We start from the raw sequence: 21,940 nt of genomic DNA, 5'->3' as shown, positions 1-21,940 counted from the left end.
TTTAGTAATATTTACTAATAAATAAACAGTAACGATTATCTACTGTCGGCTCATAACTTAACTTATCGGCAATGGCAGACATGATTTTTAAACCTCGACCGCGCCCTTGATCATTCTCCTCAAATTCACATATTTGTTGCAATTTCTGCTCTAAGTCAAAGGGTTCACCTTGAGACCAAATCCGAATTTCTATGTATTTATCTAACCGCACAGCTTCTATCTCAATAGGAGTTTCAACAGGTAAATTTTTGTGAGCATGTTCAACGATGTTAGTAAAGCCTTCCATCATCAGAGTTTGACATTGCCACCAAATTTTTTTATCGAGAATAGGTGGTTGATTCATCTGATCGAACCAAGACAACACTTGAGGCGAGGCTGTAAGGTCTGTGTTAACTTTGAGATAAATTTTATTCACTTCTTAACCAATAAAATATTTTGAGATAATCATATTCGGTAATTTACTTAATTTGAGTATTTTCACTATACATTCTAAACTCAATTGCATATAAGTTTAATTAGAGCAATTACTTACTTTTCTTTTTACTTAGTAAATTTTAATTTATGTTTAAAATTTTGGTTATTGATGATGACCCTATAGTGCGAACAGTACTGAAAAGAACACTGCAAAATCAAGGTTATGATACCAGTGTAGCCAGCAATGGCGAAGAAGGAATTACACAAGCACAATTACTACGTCCTGCTCTAATTATCTGTGACTGGATGATGTCCCAACTAGATGGGCTAGAAGTATGTCGTCGAATTAAGGTAGATCCAGAGTTGGCAACTACTTTTTTTATTCTATTGACTGCTAGGGGAGCAGCGCGAGGAGAGGAGGAAGATAGAGTTAAAGGGCTTGACGCTGGAGCAGATGAGTTTATCTCTAAACCAATAGAGATGAATGAATTGAAAGCACGGGTAAGAGCAGGATTAAGATTACACCAGCTAAATCAAGATTTACAAAGTCAAAAAAAAGCCTTGGAGACACTAAATCAGGATTTACAAACTCAAAAGCAAATTTTGGAAACAGAATTGGAACAGGCGGCTGGTTATGTGCGATCGCTTTTACCCTCGCCACTTGTAGGAGCAGTAACTACAGAAAATTTGTTTATTCCCTCAGCACAGCTAGGGGGTGATTGCTTCGATCATCATTGGATCGACGAGGATAATTTAGCAATTTATTTGTTGGACGTATCAGGGCATGGGGTGGGTTCAGCCCTGTTATCTGTATCTGTGCTGAATGTTTTGCGATCGCAATCTCTACCAAACACTAACTTTTGTCAACCCAGTGAAGTTCTAAAAGCGCTTAATCAAGCCTTCCAAATGACGAAGCACGGTGATAAATACTTCACAATCTGGTATGGAGTTTATCACCGCCTTAAACGTCAACTTATTTATGCTAACGCCGGACATCCACCAGCTTTGTTGTTATCTAATACCTCTACAACAAGTATGCAAGTTAAACAGCTAAGTTCTTTAGATTTACCAATTGGGTTTTTAACTAATGTCCAATTTGAGGATGCTATTTCTGAGATTGAAGAAAACAGCACTTTATACATCTTTAGCGATGGTGCTTATGAAATTAATCAGTCAGATGGAAAAATTTGGGGTATTGATGCTTTCATTGACTTACTAACTAAACATAGCCTGAAAGATACGTGTCAGCTAAAACAACTATTAGCGGACATTCTCAACTTAAATGCTCAAGATAATCTAGATGATGACTTATCTTTGGTAAAAGTTAACTTTAGTTAGTATAGTCAAAAATGCATTAAAAGTTTATATTGTCTACAGCTTATTGTGTTGCCAATACTTGGCGCTTGAATTCCTCTTGGTCAGCAAAGCTTTGAAAAATTCTATCCATTTTAGTCAGTTCAAACAACATCCTGACTTGATCGCTGATAGAACAGACAAAAAGTTTACCATTAGCATTCCGCACCATTTGCGCTGCTGATACTAAAGCGCCTAAACCAGAGCTATCGATAAAGTTTACTTCTTTCATGTCAAGCAACACAATATCAGAGCCGTTCGCCAGAACGCCGCTCATTTGACGACGTAGTTCATTACCTCTAATGCCATCTAAAATTCCAGATAATTCTAGTATTGTAACACTCAAATTCATTGTTTTAGCCTATTATTTGATTTCAAAAAATGTATTTATATTTTGGCATTAACATCAGAAAAACTGCAATAGAGATAATATACTTTTATGTTTTATATGTAATCAAACACAGTTGATTCCTTAGTGACTATTAGCTATTGCAGTAAAAAAGCTAGCATCCACACATTGGCGGGAAATTTCAAAAGCTTCAAAGTAACCATCTTTCTGACCTAACTCCCGCGCCCAAAAGCGAGATAGAACCAGTATGGCATCAAGTTGCATAAATGCCTTGTTTGACTCTGATTCATAACAACCAATAGCTGCAACTTTTTCTTCAATTACAGAGGTAATATCTACAAAAAAATTGGGTTCAAAACCACGCAAAAAAACAGGTGGGGCTGAATACCATAAACTTATATTTTTGCGGGTAGCAACATTAGAAACTGCGATCGCACACACTTCATGATCTCTATGTCCATATTTTTCAGGTTGTGGTGTGTGAGTAACAATCAAATTTGGTTGCCAACGCCCAATAGATTCTTCAGCAACTTTAATTACTGCTTGTGTAGAGAAATTGCACTCTTCAAGTGCATGAAACTCGTAAGTTGCACCGATAATTTTACCTGCTGCATCTGCTTCCTGATGGCGTGTACCTTTAGTAGGCGAACTAGAAAGGCTACCATCAGTCAAAATTAAGCAACGTACATTCCATCCTGCTTTAGACATCAAACTGAGAGTGCCAGCAGCAGGTAGAACTTCATCATCAGCATGAGCATAAATTGTTAAAACAGTTAGTTGACCAAAGTTTTTTGAATCTGAATCAGTGTTCATTGCTGTTTTTTTCTAGATTGGATTTATAAGAGACTTAGGAGTTAAGAGTTATTCTCTTTGTCTTTTTGTCGCTCTTAAACCTCTTTCGGAGGTTGCCAAACAGCTGCGCGGATGATCGCCGACAAAAGTAACAAGTTATAGATAGCCCATGCACAGTTAAGTAGGTGAACTTCAGGATAATTTAAATGACCAATAGCAAAACGGTAAAGGCTCCATAACATCCCCAAAATAGTAAGGATAAAGACAGCTAACTGTGGCCAAACTAGTCGAAGATAAATTCCAGATTGCCGTTGCTTAGGCGTTACTTGGAAATTAATTTTTTGTCCTGTGAACACACTCCATACAGCTTGGATTAATAAGGGAAATAAAGCGATCGCATATTGTTCAGAGCGCCAAACTTCACTAGCTGGAATACCCCAGGTCGCTGCTAAAAAAGTGAGACGGTTGATAATAAAAGCTGGAAAAAAGTGGATGGCAAAGTCAGTTCCGTAGGTTTTAACTGGAACAATATCCGTAAAAAAATAAATAATTGGACAAGAGATAAAAACCAAAGTTGCAAAACCAGAGAAATAACTATACATCGTCTTAAAATATTGCAACCTTTGCCAAAAAGTTAGCCCTGATTTTGTCAGTGGATTTTCTCTTACTAACACTTGGATAGTTCCTTGTGCCCAGCGTAGCCGTTGTTTAAGAGTAGAACTCAAATCATCTGGCGCTAAACCTTCTGCCAAAAGTTCATTGTGATAAATAGATTTCCAGCCAGCACTATGCAGACGCATGGCTGTATTCATATCTTCGGTAATGCTATTACTCGATACTCCGCCAACTAAATTAAATTCATCTAAACGTTTTTCATCTTTGGCAAATTCATCAGCAAAATTTTGCAGTCCTACACTAACTAATGCCTCACGCCTTAGTATCGCATTTGTGCCTGTATAGAACGCAGCATTCATGCCATCTTTACCTTGTTGAAGTGGCCCATAAAATAAATTTGCTCGATGTCCAAAAGGATCGCCTGGGGGAATATTGTAAAAATCCTGGCGAGTCTGTACAAAAGCAATTTGATTCTGGTCGTATTTCCCTGTTGAAAGATTATATGTGTAGAAGTAAGGTAAAACTCGCTTAATAAAATTTGCCTTGGGAATGTGATCAGCATCCAGAGTAACAATAAAATTTCCTGCCGTTTCTCCAGAAAAAATCGCGTAATTGATGTTGCCTGCTTTAGCATGATGCGCTACACCAGGCGTTTTGGGACGAGCAATATAGCGAAATCGGGAGAGTTCCAGCAGTTCTAGTTCTTTCTTGCGAATAGTTTTTTCTAAAGCTTTCTTTTCAGTAATTAGGCGTTCGCTAATACTTTGATGATTTGGAGGTAGCCAAAGAATAAACTGTCGCAGACTTTGCACAAATTCGGTAGCAATTTGGTTAACCACTGGTTCCGATGATGATTGCAACCATTGTTCAGCAGCTTGAGTATTAGGTGTTAAATTTTCCAGTTGCTTCAGGCGTTCCAACAAACAAGAGTGTTCTGCATCAATTCGATTTGCTTCTTGTTGTAGTTGTGGTGACTGCAAATCCTCAATACACAATCTTTCTGTCATAGCCCGCATATCAGCTGAGTTGCCATCATCTAGGACATAAACGCATAACTTTGTTGGTGGGTAATCCATTGCTAGAGCCGCTTTGACAGTTTCTTCTACAATTTCTGGCGGCTCGTTGTAACAAGTCACAAACACATCTACTGTTGGCCATTCTGATCTGGGTAGAGGTGGGATCATCTGGTCGAAAGACTTAACTTGCCGCACTAAGGGACGCCATAACCCAATTACAAACATTACACCGCCGAAATAGCTATAAATTTCTGCTATCAGTAAAGGAATAGAGATCCACAGTGCATCAAAATTGATGGAATGGGTGATGCGCCATTGCAAATACCAGAACCCAAAAATTAAATTTATTTCTGCTAGGTAGCGAAATAACAGCGTTCTTTTTTTGAGCGATGAGCGAGTGTTACCGGGAAATTTTGAGGAATTATCACTAATAGAAACTGAAGTCATGTTAGTACCAGTAATTAAAACAATTAAAAATTGAATTCGTTTAAGTCTTAATTTTTAATTTTTGAGAGGTCAAGCATTAGTGGATGTCTACCTCTGGCTTGGTAAAGCAAACTTTCTAAAACGATCGCATTCGTATTAATGTCAACTGAAGCATTAATACCTAGTTTGGAATTTTCATATTTTCCTGAAAAATAGCCGCGATTTTTATCGGATAAATTTTGGGCGAAGTCTCGTAGCTTTTTCGTATAAGGCTCATCTGGTATGAGGGCAAACCAAGAAAATGCTGCTTTGGTACTAACAAACCGTAATTGAGGATAGGTTTTTCCACTGGTGTTCACAGCTTGCCAAGATTGGCCATTGGAGTAAACGCTGTAATACAGAAAGTAAGGAGGACGATCTAAAGAATCTTCATTTACAGCAGTTAAAATTCCAGTGCGTTTAAACCTTTGTTGTTGCACTTTTAAAAGGTTTTGCACTTGAGATTTAACAGCATCATTCCAACCTATTTCTAAACCCCAAAGTAAATAAGGATCATTTGTCAGGTAGTTAGTAGCTCCAGAATTTTTGAAATTACGTTCGTCAATTTGCAGCGTAACACCATCAACCTTAACCATTTTGGCTGGTGGATTAGAGAGAGCATTAGTGGCTGGAAGATTCCACAGCTTTAAACTGTGAGCAGCATATTGCTCGTAGCCTAATCGCCCTTCTTGCACTTGGAGAAGTTTACCTGCTCTAGGAATAGCACCGTTTAACCAACCATCTTTGATAAGTTTCGATAGATTCCAGCGAGTTACGATGCGATTAATGTGATTGCTATATTCTGGATAATGCGATCGCATAATATGCAATCCTAATAAAAATCGCGCCATATCCAAAGCTGACCAACCACTTGTACCCTTAGGATCGGGTGTGTCATTGAGATGACGCATCTGGGCAGTACGGGTGCTATAAGCTTTGTTGGGCAAACCAGTTGCAGGTAACGGCAGTTTTTCCAACGTCTGTAGCAATGTCTTCATTCGCTTTTGGAAAACATCTTTCGGCAATAACCCTAACTGGTAAGCTGCATGAATTCCTAATAAGGCACTACCCTGATCCCACCAAGTTGTCCAAGGCAAGTTGTCTACCGAATTTACTAAACCTGTTTGGGGATTCCAGTTACGCTCAAAATATTTCCAAGCCCGCGCGGCGGCGATTTTATCCGCTTCTTGGGTTAACCGTGGGAAATAAGTTGTGGGCGTTGGAGTAGGAGGTTTTTCTGGCGTAGCAGTTGGTTGTGGTGGTGTCGGTTTTGGTTTTGGCGGTAATGGCGTGATTATAGGAGCAGTAGGTTTTGGAACGGTTTGTGACGGTGGTGTTGGGATATCAGGGTTAAAGTTATCAGGGGCAGCAATGATTATAGATGGGGTAGTACATTGCCATGTCGCAGGACTCGGACAAAGCAGGGGTTCTTGATTTGTTGTTGCGTACAAAACTGATTGCAAAATCATGCTTTTGATGCCGATTGTTGCCATTTATATCTTCTTTGCCAACTCAGCAGGCGATAAATAGCCGAAAGCCGGATTATTTACCGCATCTTTATAACCAGAAGATTTACCGCTATTACTGTTAATTGCCCAATCACATTCCTTATTAATATTGAAGTAAAGAATGCCTCGCACGCCCATCGCAGCTAGCTGAGTGTAAGAGTCTCGTAACCATTGGTCTTTGGCAGTCTTGGGCAAACTATTTTGCGTATTACTCGTACTAGCTGTTTGAGCGATGAAAATCGGCTTACTGCCAGCCATAATCTTCATCCGGTTGATATATGGTTCAAAAACTTCTTTTGGGCTACTCCAGTGTTTCCAAGAAGAATTACTACAATACCCCCAGTTGTAGGCGCTAAAGGCAACGACATCTACCGACTTGTCCCCAGGATAGTAGTTTTCAAAGCGATGTTCATTGTTTTCACTCCAACCATTAGGTGCAAATACCCAACGGATTGCTTGTGAAGATACACCAGCTTCTTTAAATATCTTTTGGATACGTTGATAAGCTAACTTGAAGTTCTGCGGATCTTTGCTGTATGTTTCTCCGGGAATGTTCATCTCTTGCAACGGAGCAATAAACGCAATACGGTTATCGCCTTGTTTTGCCCAGTCAGAGTATGCTTTTGCCACTTTTTGCAGAGAACTATCTATGTCTCCCCTAGCAATCTGCGCTGCTGAACGAGTGGATTTGAGATTAATAAAGGCTGTGTATCCGTTGCGCTTCAGTTGTTCTAGGGAAACTGGGATGTTGTAGGCAGGATTTGAGTCTTCGATATCAAAGAAAAATCCAGCAATAGAATGGCGCTTACCAACCCATTGATCGATTTGACGCAATTGGTTGTCAATTGTACTTTGACTTCCGATGTAATCTGGAGTGTATAGCCCCAGGAGTACAGGAGTATTGGAAGCTGTTTGGTTGCGAATTGGGTTTAATTTTCGGTTTTCGACTTGCTTTGAAGGATCAGCGATCGCCATGAGATTTTTACTCGCAAAGATGCTTCCTAGTAAAATCAGCATCGTCAGCGCCAGTCGTACCTTGTTCATAGATTTGAAGGAATAACTAGGGATTTTGAATCGAGATATCTGTTACTCGTGCAAGCTACTAACTGCATCATGTACAAGTATTCCCAAATACAACTGATTAATAACAACACATGGCTTTGTAATTACAGTGAGTTGCATTTTAATGAAGAGATAGGGGGAAGTGACTTCTTCCTCCTGCCGTTGAATGAAGGGGAGAACATGGGTTTGAGTCCCAGTGATTCTCGTACCCTACGGGAAGCTAGCGCAACAGGTGGGGTCAAATCCTCATTCATTTCCATCCGCTCTGCTCCTTGCTCCCTGCTCCCTTGCCTCGGCTTTTGTACCAGTTACTAGTGGAGTATTTTTGCTACCTGAAACCCAGTAACTTGCAGAATTATCAGAAATTAACTTGGTTTGTTGTATGGCAGTACTAGGTAGACCTCGCCCAGAATCTCCTTTGGTAACAGCCTGCCACCAAGGAGATTTCATGTTGGTAGCCGGACGAATTAGGGGTTGTTGATTCATCACCTTGTACAGCAAGGATTGCAAAATCATACTGTTGGTGCTGCTGGTGAAACCAATTGCCGTTTTACCTGTGGCTTCATAGAAACCCTCATAAAACCCAGTTAATGGATTGTATAAGTCAGTCGTTCCTTGCAGTAACTGTTGACTATACTTGTTTTCTGGAAGCAAGGCATGATAGGCAAAAGCGACTGCTGTACTTACCAATCGCCCCTTTGGTACAGGTTGACCGTCATCTCCTAAAGCCACCCAAGACTCACCCTGCCCAGTAATTGCGCTGTGGACAGTGTAAGGTTTACGATCAATTAGGGTGGTGGCTGAGGCTGTAAGAGTACCGGTGCGGCGGTAACGTTCAGCTTGCGCCTGGAAAATTGGCTCAAAGAGCGATCGCATTTTTGGATCTAGTCCAAACTCCAGTGCATAGAGTAAGAATGGATTGCTAACTGTGTATTGGTTAACTTTAGAGTTAGTATCCGTGCGACGGCGTTGAATTGGGACTTTCACTCCTTCTACTGAAGCTGTTTGATATTCACCGCCAACAGCAGAACGCTCAACATTAAATCCCCATAATTGAAAAGCACGAGATGCATATTCCTCATAACCCAAACGGGTTTCGGGGTTGACGCGGGTAAGCGATCGCCCATCTTCCTGTTTGGTAACGGTAGCACTGGAGAGAATACCCTCGCGTACCACACGCAAGTATGACCAATCTAGGACAATTTTATCTACAGCAGCCGTGTATTCTGGATGACAGGTTTTTAAGTTGTAAAGCGCTGCCAGCATTCTACCTAAATCTAAAGCTGACCAGCCGTTTCCTTCTGGAATCGGATTTCCACCGTAATCTACAGATTGTAGCGATCTGGTATCGTAACCCCGACTCGGTAACTCTCCTGCAAACAATGGTAATTTTGTCAAGGCTGCTAAAAGATGTCGGGTGCGTTTGTCAAATTCTTTGGCGGTAATTATATCGAGCGATCGCGCTGCATGAAGTGCTGCAAGATAATCTCCCAATCCCCAGAAAGTTGCGCCTTTGAAATCACTGCGATCGTTTATCAGCCCATTTTTGGAGTGATAATTCGCTTGGAAGTATCGCCAAGCCGCCTCTGCATAGCGCCGTTCAATTACTGAGAGCGATCGATTTAGTTTGAGGTTAGATGATTTGGGACTATCTACTGGTGGAATAGGTGCAACGGCCACTTCTGTAGGTTTAGAAGTATCCGCAGGGGTTGCGGTAGGAGTCGTAACAGTAGAATCCGGTTGATTTGCAGTAGGAGTCGTAACACTAGAACTTAGTTGATTTGAGGGGGTTGCAGGAGAAGCGTCTTTACTGGGCTTGCCAGTAGACACACTCACAGAACCAGAAGTAATCAAAGGGAGGTTTCCCTTAGCTTTGTAGTATAAAATCTCCAAAATCAGCCCATTAGTATTACCTGTCAAAGCCTTATTGGGTTGTTTTGATTCTTCATAAATACCAGCATAGTAACCACTATCATCAGGACTGCGGAGATCCTTGACAGCATCAAAAACTTTTTGGGCATAGGCATTCTCTGGAAAGAGATAGCGCCAACCAAAAGCAGCTTTTGTGCTGATGCTGCGAAACTGTGGATAAGGTTGATTGGCATCCGTGATTGTTGCCCAGTTTACACCGTTTGCATAAACGGTGTTGTAGAGAAAATAAGGTGCTTGGTCAATATTATCTTCTGTGACCGCAGTTAACTGACCTGTGGTATCATAGCGCCGTTTTTGCACTTCTAAAACTCTGGCGGCAAAATCAGCTAACTCACCTTGCAAACCAAATTCAATCCCATCAAGGATATAAGATTCACTAACAATGTAATTATTAGCGTTAGTATTTTGAAAGTCACGCGTGTCAACGGGAATTTGTACGCCATTAATTTCGACTAGCTTAAATGGCTCAAAAGCAATAGCTTTTGGTGCAGAAAAACCCCAAAGTTCATAGCCTCTTGCGCCATATTCTTCGTAGCCGAGTCGTCCTTCTTGCACCAGTAACGTTTTGTTGTCTGGGAGAACAGTAGCACCAAAAAGTTGTCCATCTTTGAGCGATCGCGCTACTTGCCACTTCGCTACAATTCCTTTAAGCCAATCATTATATTGCGGATGACAGGTGCGGATAACATCAAACGCCGCCAGGATTCGCCCGACATCCAAAGCAGACCAACCAATACCCCGCTCCAGTGGATTATTACCATAATCAACCATCTGTCCAGTAGCGGCGTTATAGACTTTATTGGGCAAGGTATCTTCAAATAACTTCAAGCTGCTGAGAGTTGTCAAAAACTTGTTGAGACGAGCATCAAAGTCTGCTTGGTCAGTGAGATTCAACCAGCGTGCAGCATTCAACGCCATTAGGTAATTACCCATATCCCAGAGTGTACCCGAAGGATAACCCCCAGTAGAATTGGTAAATCCTGTTGCTGGCTGATAATTTTTGACAAAATACTGCCAAGCAGAACGAGCATAAGTTTGCTCTTCAGGTGTGAGTGGGGCTGTAATATTGCTACAGCTATTGGAATTTTGGGATAAGACTGGTGTTGGGATGTAAAACAACAATTGCAGAAATGTCCCAACGAGGAACAATGCAATCCATCTCAACAGCTTTGGTTGACGGAGTTTGTATATCATCATAATGCAAAGAAGGAGTTAGCAGTTAACAGCGTGATAGCGCATCTTTACAGTTATATTCATAAATCGAGAGACATTGCTCCCGCGATCGCTGATGATTTTTGAGATGGGGTGCGATCGCAAAATAAAGATAAGACAAGCACTTTGGAACTGTAGCAGGGTCAAGAAATCTGGTCATAGAAGGCGCGATCGCCCATACTAGATGGTAGACACCTTCGGCTATAGGAGCCGTCTATGTTGCTACAAGAATTGAAGGAGCAAGTCTTAAAGCTACCACCAAGCGATCGCCTTGCACTGGTGAGCGCCATCATTGAGTCCTTGCAAGACACGCCAATTTCTGAGCCTGAGCGCTCTAGCGCGATTAGACGGATGCGAGGCTTGCTAAAAACAGACCAGCCAGCACCGACTGATGAAGAAGTGGCTGCAATGTTAGAAGAGTGGCGAGTGAACAAGTATCTTTAATGAAAGTTTTAATTGATACCAATATTGTTTTAGATTTTCTGTTGCAGCGATTGCCATTTTTCCAAGATGCAGAACTGTTGTTTCAGGAGATTGATTCTGCTCGTGTCGTTGGATATGTCACAGCAACAACACTTACAGATATTTTTTATATTTCCCGAAAACACACGCGCAGCATTGAGCAAGCACGGCAAGCAGTTTCAGAAACGCTGACTGTTATGGAAATTTGTCCCGTTAATCGAGCCGTCTTGAAATCAGCGTTCGGATCTGGTTTGGCTGATTTTGAAGATGCTGTTCAAATCGCTTGTGCTATTGCTCAAGGTTTAGATGCTATTGTGACACGCGATACGCAAGGTTTTTTGAGTTCAACCGTACCCGTTTTGTCAATTCATCAGTTGTTACAGCAGTTAGGGGCGCAAGATAGCGAGTAGTTGGTTGTCAGCCAAAGATGGTGATCGTATTTTCAGATTGTCACAAACGCAATTCAACAACTATAAAATTGAACTAGGTCTATCACAAGAATGTGAGCAGTTCTGCTATGAAGACGTTGGCTAAATGGTCTGTAGACGACTATCATCGCATGGTTGAGGCGGGCATTCTGCGTGGTCGTCATGTGGAATTGCTAGCAGGCGAGATTGTTGAAATGAGTCCAGAAACCCCAATTCACTACACCACAACAAAACGGGGTGCAAAATATTTAGAAGAGTTGCTCTCAGGTAAAGCTGATGTTCGTTTCAATGGGCCCATTACACTATCCGACTCGGAACCCGAACCTGATATTGCAATTGTTCGACTTCCAGAATCATCCTACAGCGATCGCCATCCTGCTCCTAAAGATATTTTCTGGATTGTAGAAGTTGCCAACACAAGCTTAAACAAGGACTTGGAGATTAAGGCTGCGATTTATGCGACGGCTGAAATTCAAGAATATTGGGTTTTAAGTTTATCTGCTAAACAGATGATTGTGTTTAGAAACCCTCAAAATGGTAAGTATGTTGAAAAATATACTATTAACCAAGGAACGGTTACACCGTTAGCATTTGCAGATGTTTCAGTATCCGTTCAAAGACTTTTGCCATAGGGTGGCGTCGCTGAATCGAGTGATGAATAGATTTATACAAGTACATTTCTTCTGATATGCAACGCCAGTTTTGTACTACCTGAGAATCTTAGCTGCAACTTACGGTGTTTTAATAGCTCTCTGGGTTAACTTTTGACTTTTAACAAACTTTAGGGGTTTAAGTCCCCTGCTTCTATCAAGCAGCGCGTTTTGTGCCGGGGTCTAAATCCCCGTCACAAAACGTAATTGCGAATTGCGAATTGCGAATTGCGAATTGCGAATTGGTTTAACTCCTGCCCAAATAGTAAGTGGTTGTCCAACCTTTTTATACAGCAAGCTTTCTAAAATCACGCCATTATTATTGGCGGTGAGAGTTTTATTTGGCTGACGCAGGGATTCATAGAAACCGTTGTACCAGCCATGTTTTGACTTGAGGTTGTCTTGGACAAAATCAAATAACTGGCTAGTGTAAGTAGTATTGTAAAGCACATACCACCCGATCGCAGCTTTGGCACTAAGAAAACGCAAATCGTTGTGTTTTTGTCCGGTATCTGCAATGGTTGCCCAAGGTTCACCGTTGACAAACAAGCTGCTGTAAACAAAGTATGGAGGGCGATCTAAGTTGTCTTCGGTAACAGCAGTTAATTGTTTTGTCGCTTTATAACGCGCTTCTTGAGCAGCTAAAATCCGATCGGCATAGGCTTTAGGCAAAGCTTGAAACCCAGTTTCGATGCCATCTAAAATATAGGGTTCGCTAAGAACGTAGTTATTAGCTCCAGAATTTTTAAAGTCGCGGCGATCATAAGGAATTCCCTGTCCGTAAAGATCAACAAAGGCAGCATGAGATTGATAGTCCAAGGCTTTCTTAACATCCAAGCCCCAAAGCTTTAAACCATAGGCAGCATAATTCTCATAGCCCAAGCGACCTTCTTGGTTGTACTGTTCTTTGCCTTTGATTACGGCAGTACCGTACATTTGTCCATTGTTGGTTAGACGCTTGACTTGCCAATGTTTCCAAATTGCTTCTGTTTCTAGCCGCATTTCTGGATACTTTGTCCCGACAATTTTCAGCCAGATTGCCATCCGACCTAAATCAATTGCTGACCAACCAATTTCTTCGCGTTTCTCTAGTTGACCATAATTAACGGGTACGAGGGTTTTTGCATTGTAGACCTTGTTGGGTAGTTCACCTTTGTATAAAGGCATAGATGCCAGTGTTTTCAACATTTTGCTCATTTTGGCTTCAAATTCAGCCGTAGGCACGATATTGAGTTCTTTAGCACTGACTAAGGCTGCGATCGCTGCTGTCTGATCCCACATACTGACCGAGGCAAAGCCATCAACGGAATTGACTAAGCCAGTTTCATCGTTCCAGTTGCGCTGGAAGTATGACCAAGCTTGACGGGCAGTTGTCGTTTCCTCTGGGGTTAGTTTTCCAACTCCAGGAGCAACATAGGGAATTATCGCTACTGTTAGTTGATTCTTAGGAATGGCTTGACCTGGTAAAACTACAGATTTTGCATCAAGGCTGGCAACTCTTTCAGCTTCTTTAGCCAAAGAGAGGGAGCTTTCGGGTTTCTTTGGTTGTACCGACTGCCGTGAAGGAGTTTCGGATGTTGATATTTTAGGTTTTGCTATAGAAGTTTGTGAAAGTTGCTTAGACCAAACATTAAAAATTGCGATCGCTATGACAGCAGTAACTACTCCTCCGACAGAAGCTAGTATGGACAAACTCTTAGGTGGTGGTTGAAAATCAGAACTCATACTGATTAAAGCCTCATGTTGTAAGTCAGTGTTGCTTGCGTAGTTTCACCAAATCCATTCTTCCCAACTATGCAATCTAACTAACACCTAGAAGTTCACTTAAATTTTCACAGGTTGCAAAAGTGCTACTTCCGAAGGATTGTCAACAAAATTTAATTCTGAATTCTGCCTCCTGAATTCTGTTTTTTAAAATTTAAATTCCGCCCACGATAATAATTACTACAATAAAATAGTCACGCACCCGATCTCTGGAGTTCTAGCAGTGGGCTTATTTGATGATTTGAGTCGGTTTTTAGAAAACCGTTTAGAAGAATTCTTGCGTAATAATCCACATTTGGAGTTAGAGGCGCTGCTAGAACAGCTGCGTGAGCAAGAGGAAGGCACATTAAAGCTGATCGCAGATTTACAAGTACAAGAGAAGCGATCGCAAGAAGAAATTCTATCCACCGCTCAAGAAATTCAGCGTTGGCATATTCGTGTTCAAAAAGCCAAAAATGCTGGTAGGGAAGATTTAGCGGCTGCTGCGGGTGAGCGAGAAGCAGCCCTGTTGCGCGAAGGAAATCAGCGCTGGGGACATATGCAAGGGCTGAAAGAACGCATTAACCAATCTCAGGAACTACTGCGAAAAATTCAGCAACGGCGACAGGAGGTACAAGCTAAAGCTGTCGAAGCACAGACAGCCCGTGCTAAAGCCCAAACTCAGCAGCGTTTTGAAACCAGTGGATGGTCGAATAAAACTACCAGTTATTCTAGTGGGTTTGATGATTTAGAAGAGAAGTTCCGTAACTGGGAAACTCAGGATGAGTTAGAACAAATGAAGCGCAATTTGGGGAAATAATCGCCAAGCTTGAACTTTAAACACGTTGACGGTTGACTGTTGACTGTTAACCGTCAACGGTCTAAAAACGCGTCTCTCATCCCATCTTTAAAAAGAGTGGGTTTTCCCCAGGCATTTTTATAAATTTCATTTTTTACTTCTTGTTTTATTTTTTATCTGTATCGCTAATAACAAATTTCGCTATTTATTAAAATTTTTAAATATTCATACTTAATAAAATCATCAAGTAAGTAAAATCTGGAAATTGTATTTAATTTACTAATCAGGATTTATTTTTCTGATAAAGTTTACTAAAGTCAAGTTTTACCTCTTCTTTGTTTTACTACTAACACATTGTAATAATCCTAAATTTTTTTGATTAATCATCAACAAGGAGAAAATATCAAAAATTTTGTAGTTCTCAAATATTATAATGTGTAATTTAACACATTTTATCTCAGTTATTCAGTATTGTTGCCACAGTATGTTCTAAATTTCTTCAATGATAACTGAGGCAGAAAGAGTATATGTTTTTAGACATTTTAGCTAGCCTGCAACGGTTATTTGTGGGATACATTCCAGCCGCCGTGTTAGGTAGTTTTATTGGATACCTAATAGGCATGAATAGCATGGTTTATCAGCTATTTAGGCTGATATTTCAGATACCACATAGTATCCCTCCTATAGCTTTGCTACCTATTGCCCTAATAGCCTTTCAAGAGAGCGAATCGGCTGCTATTACAGTAGTTTTTGTGGGAACTCTCTGGACGATGATTATTAATACAGCAATAGGTATGCAGCATTTTCAAAGACAGAACAAGAACTTTCGAGTAGCTATATTTCATATATTTCATGCCTTGAAAGTTAGCATTTGGGTAGCATGGTTTATAGTTATTGCTACAGAAATGTTAACAGGCCCAAAAGGACTCGGCTTTACCCTTTGGGAAGCTTATAAAGCTGGCAATGTCGATTACATAATTCAGGTGATCCTCTACATCGGTATCATTGGCTTTTTGCTGGATCAGCTACTAGATTTCGCAGCCTATATTCTCTCGCAAATGGTTTCAGATGGGAAAAAATCTTCCTAAATTTTATCTAGGCTTACAGATTGCGCCCTACTAGCTACTCCAGATCCCCGACTTCTTTGATTGAGAAGTCGGGGATCTTATCTTATTGTTCACGACTGATTAAGCCTCAAGCATTCCTGCCTGAGCCACAACTAAATTCAATTTTTAGATTAGTTGAATTTCCCGCACAACTAGCGCATAAGTTGCCAGCATTTTAAGGCATAACTTTAGTTCGCTAATTTGATTGCAGTCTTCACAGCAGATCCTTTTTAGGCTAAAAATTAATTATCCAAACTCAACATACTCAATAATGGTTCCATCAGGATGCATCGCTCGCATATTGGCTCCAGTAGGAACTTTGTTAGGTTCTGCCAAAATTACTGCACCTTGCTGAATAAGTACTTCTCGAAAATCATTAAGTGAGTCAACGAGAAATGTTGCATGTGTACTCTTGAATGAAGAGAGTGCTTCTGCCGAACCAGCAATTAAAAGAATAGAACCCACACCTGCGAGTTCCAACTCAGCCTCAGAATATTGAAACCACAACCAACATTTTTCTGTAAAAAGATTTTCATAGAAAGCGATCGCCTCATCCAAGTCTATCGGACTAAGATAAACTCTGGTTAGTACTTTAAGAATTTGCATTGCAAACTGTCTATTAGGCCGCTAGTGGATTTTATTTTACTTACTCCGCAACTATAGTTAACTAAGATTAATCAAGAATAGCCTATCTTAAATTTGAAAAAGGTTGTCAACTCTCTGTTCATCTAGCTCTAGATAACGTGGTTCGCTGTCAATCAAAATACATTTCATTTTTACTCCTTTAGCCCCACATTAGTCATCTGTATAGTTATTACCAATATATATACATGAACACGCATCAGTACCTAACTTAAGGAGTGTGTCATAAGAAATAGTCGGATGAGGTTTCCTCATACCATTTTGAATCGATGTCTCCACTATAAAAAATAAATCTGATACTCCCATATAATTTAGGCGATACTCATATCATGTTCGTTTGCTTACTTATTAAACTCGAAGAACTCCACCCCGCCAAAGCTACGCTTTGTCTCTTTTCCCCGCTTGCAACTGCGCTGTAAACACAAGTCTTCCAACATTTCCCCCAAAATCTCAAATTGTGTAAAGATATGGTGTCATCAGATGCATTATTTGGCGGTAAATAACGAACTTTAACATATTTGCAGTATGACCAATCTCAGCGTTAACCTTAACAAAGTCGCTTTACTCAGGAATGCTCGAAATTTTGGTAGATCAAGTGTGATTGAAGCAGCTTCAACCTGTATTAAAGCTGGCGCACAGGGAATTACAGTTCACCCACGCCCAGACCAGCGACATATTAAGCCCGAAGATGTCGATGCACTAGCGCAGATATTGACTGTTGAATTTAATATAGAAGGTAATCCGTCACCTCAATTTTTAGAGATAGTCCGAAAAATAAAGCCCACGCAGTGTACCTTAGTTCCCGATGCACCAGATGCTTTCACATCAGACCACGGATGGGATCTGGCTACAGATGGCTCTTGGCTCAGACCAATTATTCTAGAACTAAAAGACCTCGGAGTTCGAGTCAGCTTGTTTATGGAGACTGACTTAACTCAAATTAAACGTGCTAAAGAGATTGGAGCCGATCGCATTGAGCTATATACAGAACCTTATGCTACAGCTTTTCGTAATGGTAATGTAGAGTCTGTATTTCAAGACTACCAAAAAGCAACACAAAAGGCTCAAGAAATTGGTTTAGGAGTGAACGCCGGGCATGATTTAAATCTACAAAACTTAGAAAAGTTTTGTTCAATTTCTGGCATACTTGAAGTGTCTATCGGTCATGCTCTGATTGCCGATGCTTTAGAGGTGGGGCTATTTACTGCTGTACAAGAGTATTTAAAAATCCTATCTTTGAACTATAGGAATCCGCTTTGATTTCTGTTCGCCCAGCATCGCGTAGCAATACTTATTTGCCTGAGGTGCGTGCGTTTGCGTTGGCAAAGCCTCTCTGCAAAGAGAAGCCTCTCGCAGAGAAGCGCAAGGGCCATAGGCAGTGAATAGGAAATAAGAAATTAACCTTTTCGAGTTGTACAGAGTTTTTTCAAAAATAAAATATGAGTTTTATATATTTAAAAATTTTCACTATAAGGGAGTTTATAAATAATGATATTTAATCCCTAAAAACATTTTATATCAACGCCTCATCGGCAATTAATCAAAAAATAACTATTTTATGGCTGCAAACAGCAACTTGCAATATTCAGAAGTCAGACAGTTAAAGATGTATAAATTTGCCCCAGCTTGGGAAAAAGAGCAAATAGTTTTTGGGTCTGCGCGACCTGGATACACTAACAATAAGGTTCAGGATTGGATAGATTTTATGAAGTACCAAGATATCAAGCGAGTTTGTTGTCTTCTCACTGCTGAACAACTAGCTTATTATTCTAAACTTCTAGATACTTATAAACATGAATTTGGTAATCAACAAGTTTATTGGGCACCAATTGCAGATTTCCATTTATGTGATTTAGAAACCCTCACACAGAAAATACTTCCTTTCTTAATAGAAGCAGATAAACAAAATGAAAAAGTCGTTGTACATTGCTCTGGTGGAATTGGACGTACTGGACATGTGTTAGCTGCATGGCTAGTGAGTGTGCGAGGATTATCAAATCAAGCTGCAATAGCTGCTGTCAAAAGAACAGGTAGAAATCCTTACGAGGCTGCAATAGCTGCTCTGTTAAAAGGCAGAAATCCTTTGAAAGTTGTAAAAGAGCTTGATATGCTTCTAAATGATTGCCGTCTAGCAATGCATAAAGTTGTTTGATTTTGCTATTATCCTGTTTAATCAATCTATTGACGAGGTAAATTCTATGGCAATGGTTCTAGATAAAGTAGTTCCTTTTGGGAGATCAATGGACGAATATATAAAAATATTCAATTTAACAAATGCAGATTTAAATAAAAGAATTATTGGAATTGGGGATGGTCCAGCAAGCTTTAACGCAGAAATGACACATCAGGGTAAAAGTGTAGTTTCTGTTGACCCACTATACCAATTTTCCGGTGATGAAATATTGCAAAGATTTAATGAAGTGGTAGATAACATCATTAACCAAGTCAGAGCTACATCGAATGATTGGGTATGGAGCTATCATAAATCTCCAGATGATTTACGACAGAATCGAGTGAAAGTTATTCAAGAATTTCTGTCTGATTATGAAACTGGCAAAAAGAGCAACAGATACACAGTCGGTGAATTACCTAAATTAACATTTAAAAATCAAGAATTTGATATAGCTCTTTGTTCGCATTTATTATTTTTATATTCAGATCATCTCGATTACCATTTCCACTTAAATTCTATAGGTGAGATGCTGCGGATTGCTAAAGAAGTCCGAATATTTCCTCTCATAACTTTAATGTGGAAACATTCACAACATTTAGATAAACTAGTTAAATATTACACTTCAAATGGTTACAAGATAGATATTGAAAAGGTTGAATACGAATTTCAACCTGGTGGAAATAAAATGTTGAAGATAACTCAATACGCTTGAGTTAAGGCTAAAACTCCGTTACCAAAGCCAATTTTTAACGTAGACGCAAAGCGGTGAAGTTATAGTGGTTCTCGTTTACGTGAGGTACACCCGTAAGGGCACGGCAGTGCCGTGCCCCTACACCTTGCAATATAACACCGCATCTGAATGGGAACCGCTATAGCGCAGCGTAAAGCCCACGCCATAGCTTCTAGAGCGACGTTAGGAGCGTCATCCGAAGGGCTTGCCGCAGGCTACCGCAATCTTTACGAGAGGCTTCCGCTAACGTGCAGCGTCTGTCTACGACACGTTGTTTGCGTTCTTCTCTGACGAGACGCTGCGCGAATGCGTACTTTGCGTCTACGTTCAAAAACTTGACTTTGACCAAGAGTTTTAGCCTTAACTGAACCGTATTGTTTTATAACCTTCTTCTTAGAAACAGAAATGTTTTTTTACATCCATAGGGAATGCGATCGCTTTCCTCGGATGCTTTTGATAAACGCTTATGGAGTTACCTAAACTTGTTAAGTTTGCTCCCTACGACGGTGGTCAGCAGCTTGTAGTAACAGAGATTCTGCAAAAGCGATCGCATCACTTGCAGATTTACCACCAGCTAACTGTGCTAGTTCTTCGCGGCGAGTATTTAAATTATCTAATGTAGTAACTCGCACAACAGTACGCTGTTCAGTGTTACCATTGTTGGCTTTTTTCCCTTTACCTTGGTTGACAGTTTGCTTATCGACGCGGAAATGGCGATCGGCCATTGCTGCAACTAAAGGCTGGTGAGTAACACATAATACTTGGTTACGTTGACTTAGCTGGTGTAATTTTTCCGCGATCGCTTGAGCTACCCTTCCCGAAACCCCGACATCAATTTCATCAAATACCATTGTCCCAGCCGCATCAACCTGAGAAAAACAAGCTTTCAGCGCCAATAAAAAGCGGCTCATTTCCCCGCCAGAGGCAATTTCCGTTAAAGGTTGCAGTGGTTCTCCAGGGTTGGGACTAAACATAAAGGTAATTTTATCTGCTCCCATAGCAGTTGGGAAAGCAGGCACTATCTCAACCTGAAACTTCACTTTTTCCATCGCTAGGGGCTTGAGTTCACCTATCAAACGTGATTCTAAATTAGCAGCCGCTTTACTTCGTAGTTGAGTTAACTGATTAGTTGCTTGGGTGAGTTTCTCAAAATACACCTTTTCTTGCTGTTCTAGGTTTTCGATAGATTGTTCGCTGTCGTTAAGTTGGGCTAATTCCCCTTGGATACGTTGGTAATAAGCGATCGCTTCTGTAAGTGTCGGCCCATATTTGCGGCAAATTTGCTTTAATTCCTGAATCCGTTCTTCCACCTCTTCCAATCGCTGTGGATCGGCTTCTAATCCATCCCCATAAGCATTAATCTGCCTTCCCACTTCCATTACCGCAGCTTGCGCGTCCCTCACTAATTCTAATAGGGGTTGCAGCTGGGTATCATATTCCACCATGTCATTTAATATGGCTTCACTGTCTCCCAATAAATCACCTGCGGCGGGAGTTTCATTATCGTTTTGATACAAAGCCTGATAAACCTTGTAACTCATTTGTTGCAAATCAACAACATGATTTAGGCGTTCCCGTTCTTGTCCCAATTGTTCCAATTCATCAGGTTCGCTAAGATTTGCTGCTCCCAATTCTTGCACTTGATAAGTGAGCAAATCGAGTTGTTGCAATCGCTCCCGTTCTGATGTCCGGCGTTTTTCAAGTGCTAAATGCGCCTGTTGGTAACCACTGAAGCTAGTGGCAACTTTATGACGCTGCTGCATCAGAGAGTCGCCGCCATATAAATCCAACCAATCGCGGACTTGAGCAGATTGTCCCACTTGTACAGTTTGACCTTGGGCGGTGATTTCCACCAAGCGATCGCGCATTCCTCCCATAATCTGCCGATTTACCAACACGCCATTCACCCGCGATCGACTACGGATATTAGTAGCAGTAGCTGTAATTTCTCGGCTAATGACTACGGAATTTTCATCAAGCAAATCTATTTCTTGTTCGGTCAACCAAGCAGCTAGGGGGGCGTTTGAGGTGAAAGTAGCTTCTACCATTGCCCGACTTGTTCCTGTGCGAATGACGCGACTAGAGACTTTACCGCCCAAAGCCGCATCAATAGCATCCAAGATAATCGATTTTCCAGCGCCGGTTTCACCTGTCAACACATTTAGTCCCGCGCCAAATTCTAATTCCAGTTGGTCAATTAGGGCAAAGTTTTCAATTCGCAGGCAAAGCAACATCAAGCCAAATTCTCCATGAGGGCAGATGCCGGATACTTCTAATTTACAGGACAATAGGTATGATATTTTGGCAACTAGCAATACCTAATACTATTGAACTAGTATGCCCGTTTAAGTGTAGCAGAACTCTAGGGACTGGGTAGTGGCGACTGGGGACTGGGAAAAATTAGTTTAACCCTAATTCCTAATCCATAAGTCCATATTCCCAATTCGTAAAGATATTGTTACAATCCTTAATGTGATCGTTCTGACTGG

Annotated in this window: 20 protein-coding genes; 9 read left to right on the top strand and 11 right to left on the bottom strand. The window is 40.8% G+C overall.

Annotated elements, in window-relative coordinates; all coding sequences use genetic code 11:
* Position 1: 1 nt before the first annotated feature.
* Positions 2-415 carry an ATP-binding protein gene (locus tag H6G96_RS27220; RefSeq protein ID WP_190915335.1) on the bottom strand — a complete coding sequence of 138 codons (414 nt, stop codon included), beginning with the start codon at positions 413-415 and terminating at the stop codon, positions 2-4.
* Positions 416-561: 146 nt separating this feature from the next.
* On the opposite strand from H6G96_RS27220, the gene H6G96_RS27215 reads away from it, so the two are divergent.
* Complete coding sequence (locus tag H6G96_RS27215; RefSeq protein ID WP_190915333.1) at positions 562-1,752, top strand: SpoIIE family protein phosphatase; 1,191 nt, start codon at positions 562-564, stop codon at positions 1,750-1,752.
* Between the two features lie 40 nt (positions 1,753-1,792).
* On the opposite strand, the gene H6G96_RS27210 is transcribed toward H6G96_RS27215, so the two are convergent.
* The 7 genes from H6G96_RS27210 to H6G96_RS27180 all read right to left on the bottom strand — a co-directional run bounded on the left by H6G96_RS27210 (position 1,793) and on the right by H6G96_RS27180 (position 10,878).
* On the bottom strand, positions 1,793-2,119 hold the full coding sequence (locus H6G96_RS27210; RefSeq protein WP_190915331.1) for an STAS domain-containing protein: 327 nt from the start codon (positions 2,117-2,119) through the stop codon (positions 1,793-1,795).
* A gap of 120 nt (positions 2,120-2,239) precedes the next feature.
* Positions 2,240-2,929 carry a PIG-L deacetylase family protein gene (locus H6G96_RS27205; protein WP_190915329.1) on the bottom strand — a complete coding sequence of 230 codons (690 nt, stop codon included), beginning with the start codon at positions 2,927-2,929 and terminating at the stop codon, positions 2,240-2,242.
* 74 nt (positions 2,930-3,003) lie between these two features.
* The gene (locus H6G96_RS27200) at positions 3,004-4,986 is read right to left on the bottom strand and encodes a glycosyltransferase (protein WP_190915327.1); all 1,983 of its coding nucleotides are present in this window, start codon (positions 4,984-4,986) and stop codon (positions 3,004-3,006) included.
* Positions 4,987-5,033: 47 nt separating this feature from the next.
* The gene (locus H6G96_RS27195) at positions 5,034-6,497 is read right to left on the bottom strand and encodes a DUF3131 domain-containing protein (protein ID WP_190915325.1); all 1,464 of its coding nucleotides are present in this window, start codon (positions 6,495-6,497) and stop codon (positions 5,034-5,036) included.
* Positions 6,498-7,556, bottom strand: a complete 1,059-nt coding sequence (locus H6G96_RS27190; protein ID WP_190915323.1) for a hypothetical protein — start codon at positions 7,554-7,556, stop codon at positions 6,498-6,500. It lies immediately after the preceding gene.
* A gap of 264 nt (positions 7,557-7,820) precedes the next feature.
* Positions 7,821-10,700 carry a DUF3131 domain-containing protein gene (locus tag H6G96_RS27185; RefSeq protein WP_347242283.1) on the bottom strand — a complete coding sequence of 960 codons (2,880 nt, stop codon included), beginning with the start codon at positions 10,698-10,700 and terminating at the stop codon, positions 7,821-7,823.
* 25 nt (positions 10,701-10,725) lie between these two features.
* Positions 10,726-10,878, bottom strand: coding sequence for a hypothetical protein (locus tag H6G96_RS27180; protein WP_190915321.1), 153 nt, complete (start codon positions 10,876-10,878; stop codon positions 10,726-10,728).
* 56 nt (positions 10,879-10,934) lie between these two features.
* On the opposite strand from H6G96_RS27180, the gene H6G96_RS27175 reads away from it, so the two are divergent.
* The 3 genes from H6G96_RS27175 (at position 10,935) to H6G96_RS27165 (ending at position 12,240) form a co-directional block, all read left to right on the top strand.
* Positions 10,935-11,162, top strand: a complete 228-nt coding sequence (locus H6G96_RS27175; RefSeq protein WP_190915319.1) for a hypothetical protein — start codon at positions 10,935-10,937, stop codon at positions 11,160-11,162.
* Positions 11,162-11,590 (top strand): PIN domain-containing protein, encoded by a 429-nt coding sequence (locus H6G96_RS27170; protein ID WP_190915317.1) that lies wholly within the window; start codon positions 11,162-11,164, stop codon positions 11,588-11,590. Before H6G96_RS27175 ends, H6G96_RS27170 begins: the two co-directional genes overlap by 1 nt.
* Before the next feature lie 107 nt (positions 11,591-11,697).
* Positions 11,698-12,240, top strand: a complete 543-nt coding sequence (locus H6G96_RS27165; RefSeq protein ID WP_190915315.1) for a Uma2 family endonuclease — start codon at positions 11,698-11,700, stop codon at positions 12,238-12,240.
* A gap of 201 nt (positions 12,241-12,441) precedes the next feature.
* On the opposite strand, the gene H6G96_RS27160 is transcribed toward H6G96_RS27165, so the two are convergent.
* A complete protein-coding gene (locus tag H6G96_RS27160; RefSeq protein ID WP_190915313.1) occupies positions 12,442-13,983 on the bottom strand; it encodes a DUF3131 domain-containing protein in 1,542 nt (513 codons plus the stop codon).
* A gap of 262 nt (positions 13,984-14,245) precedes the next feature.
* On the opposite strand from H6G96_RS27160, the gene H6G96_RS27155 reads away from it, so the two are divergent.
* The gene (locus H6G96_RS27155; protein ID WP_190915311.1) at positions 14,246-14,821 is read left to right on the top strand and encodes a TIGR04376 family protein; all 576 of its coding nucleotides are present in this window, start codon (positions 14,246-14,248) and stop codon (positions 14,819-14,821) included.
* Between the two features lie 506 nt (positions 14,822-15,327).
* Positions 15,328-15,888, top strand: coding sequence for a nitrate transporter (locus H6G96_RS27150; RefSeq protein ID WP_190728528.1), 561 nt, complete (start codon positions 15,328-15,330; stop codon positions 15,886-15,888).
* 264 nt (positions 15,889-16,152) lie between these two features.
* On the opposite strand, the gene H6G96_RS27145 is transcribed toward H6G96_RS27150, so the two are convergent.
* Positions 16,153-16,512, bottom strand: a complete 360-nt coding sequence (locus tag H6G96_RS27145) for a VOC family protein (protein ID WP_190915309.1) — start codon at positions 16,510-16,512, stop codon at positions 16,153-16,155.
* A 561-nt stretch (positions 16,513-17,073) separates the two neighbouring features.
* Between H6G96_RS27145 and H6G96_RS27135 the strand changes: the two genes are divergently transcribed.
* The 3 genes from H6G96_RS27135 to H6G96_RS27125 all read left to right on the top strand — a co-directional run bounded on the left by H6G96_RS27135 (position 17,074) and on the right by H6G96_RS27125 (position 19,433).
* Positions 17,074-17,808 carry a pyridoxine 5'-phosphate synthase gene (locus H6G96_RS27135; RefSeq protein WP_190915305.1) on the top strand — a complete coding sequence of 245 codons (735 nt, stop codon included), beginning with the start codon at positions 17,074-17,076 and terminating at the stop codon, positions 17,806-17,808.
* Positions 17,809-18,154: 346 nt separating this feature from the next.
* Positions 18,155-18,700 (top strand): dual specificity protein phosphatase family protein, encoded by a 546-nt coding sequence (locus tag H6G96_RS27130; RefSeq protein WP_190915303.1) that lies wholly within the window; start codon positions 18,155-18,157, stop codon positions 18,698-18,700.
* Between the two features lie 46 nt (positions 18,701-18,746).
* A complete protein-coding gene (locus tag H6G96_RS27125) occupies positions 18,747-19,433 on the top strand; it encodes an SAM-dependent methyltransferase (protein WP_190915301.1) in 687 nt (228 codons plus the stop codon).
* Positions 19,434-19,936: 503 nt separating this feature from the next.
* On the opposite strand, the gene recN is transcribed toward H6G96_RS27125, so the two are convergent.
* Positions 19,937-21,685 carry a DNA repair protein RecN gene (recN, locus tag H6G96_RS27120; protein ID WP_190915389.1) on the bottom strand — a complete coding sequence of 583 codons (1,749 nt, stop codon included), beginning with the start codon at positions 21,683-21,685 and terminating at the stop codon, positions 19,937-19,939.
* Positions 21,686-21,940 lie beyond the last annotated feature (255 nt).

The organism is Nostoc sp. FACHB-892, assembly GCF_014698795.1.
GTDB lineage: Bacteria > Cyanobacteriota > Cyanobacteriia > Cyanobacteriales > Nostocaceae > Nostoc.
Note: the sequence above shows the minus strand (reverse complement) of the source record. Positions and strands in the feature narration are given on the sequence as shown.

Excerpts from the sequence above, each read along its gene's own strand:
- H6G96_RS27215 (WP_190915333.1), top strand. The coding sequence starts at position 562 with ATGTTTAAAATTTTGGTTATTGATGATGACCCTATAGTGCGAACAGTA.
- H6G96_RS27210 (WP_190915331.1), bottom strand. The coding sequence starts at position 2,119 with ATGAATTTGAGTGTTACAATACTAGAATTATCTGGAATTTTAGATGGC.
- H6G96_RS27205 (WP_190915329.1), bottom strand. The coding sequence starts at position 2,929 with ATGAACACTGATTCAGATTCAAAAAACTTTGGTCAACTAACTGTTTTA.
- H6G96_RS27200 (WP_190915327.1), bottom strand. The coding sequence starts at position 4,986 with ATGACTTCAGTTTCTATTAGTGATAATTCCTCAAAATTTCCCGGTAAC.
- H6G96_RS27195 (WP_190915325.1), bottom strand. The coding sequence starts at position 6,497 with ATGGCAACAATCGGCATCAAAAGCATGATTTTGCAATCAGTTTTGTAC.
- H6G96_RS27190 (WP_190915323.1), bottom strand. The coding sequence starts at position 7,556 with ATGAACAAGGTACGACTGGCGCTGACGATGCTGATTTTACTAGGAAGC.
- H6G96_RS27185 (WP_347242283.1), bottom strand. The coding sequence starts at position 10,700 with ATGATATACAAACTCCGTCAACCAAAGCTGTTGAGATGGATTGCATTG.
- H6G96_RS27180 (WP_190915321.1), bottom strand. The coding sequence starts at position 10,878 with ATGACCAGATTTCTTGACCCTGCTACAGTTCCAAAGTGCTTGTCTTAT.
- H6G96_RS27175 (WP_190915319.1), top strand. The coding sequence starts at position 10,935 with ATGTTGCTACAAGAATTGAAGGAGCAAGTCTTAAAGCTACCACCAAGC.
- H6G96_RS27170 (WP_190915317.1), top strand. The coding sequence starts at position 11,162 with ATGAAAGTTTTAATTGATACCAATATTGTTTTAGATTTTCTGTTGCAG.
- H6G96_RS27165 (WP_190915315.1), top strand. The coding sequence starts at position 11,698 with ATGAAGACGTTGGCTAAATGGTCTGTAGACGACTATCATCGCATGGTT.
- H6G96_RS27160 (WP_190915313.1), bottom strand. The coding sequence starts at position 13,983 with ATGAGTTCTGATTTTCAACCACCACCTAAGAGTTTGTCCATACTAGCT.
- H6G96_RS27150 (WP_190728528.1), top strand. The coding sequence starts at position 15,328 with ATGTTTTTAGACATTTTAGCTAGCCTGCAACGGTTATTTGTGGGATAC.
- H6G96_RS27145 (WP_190915309.1), bottom strand. The coding sequence starts at position 16,512 with ATGCAAATTCTTAAAGTACTAACCAGAGTTTATCTTAGTCCGATAGAC.
- H6G96_RS27135 (WP_190915305.1), top strand. The coding sequence starts at position 17,074 with ATGACCAATCTCAGCGTTAACCTTAACAAAGTCGCTTTACTCAGGAAT.
- H6G96_RS27130 (WP_190915303.1), top strand. The coding sequence starts at position 18,155 with ATGTATAAATTTGCCCCAGCTTGGGAAAAAGAGCAAATAGTTTTTGGG.
- H6G96_RS27125 (WP_190915301.1), top strand. The coding sequence starts at position 18,747 with ATGGCAATGGTTCTAGATAAAGTAGTTCCTTTTGGGAGATCAATGGAC.
- recN (WP_190915389.1), bottom strand. The coding sequence starts at position 21,685 with ATGTTGCTTTGCCTGCGAATTGAAAACTTTGCCCTAATTGACCAACTG.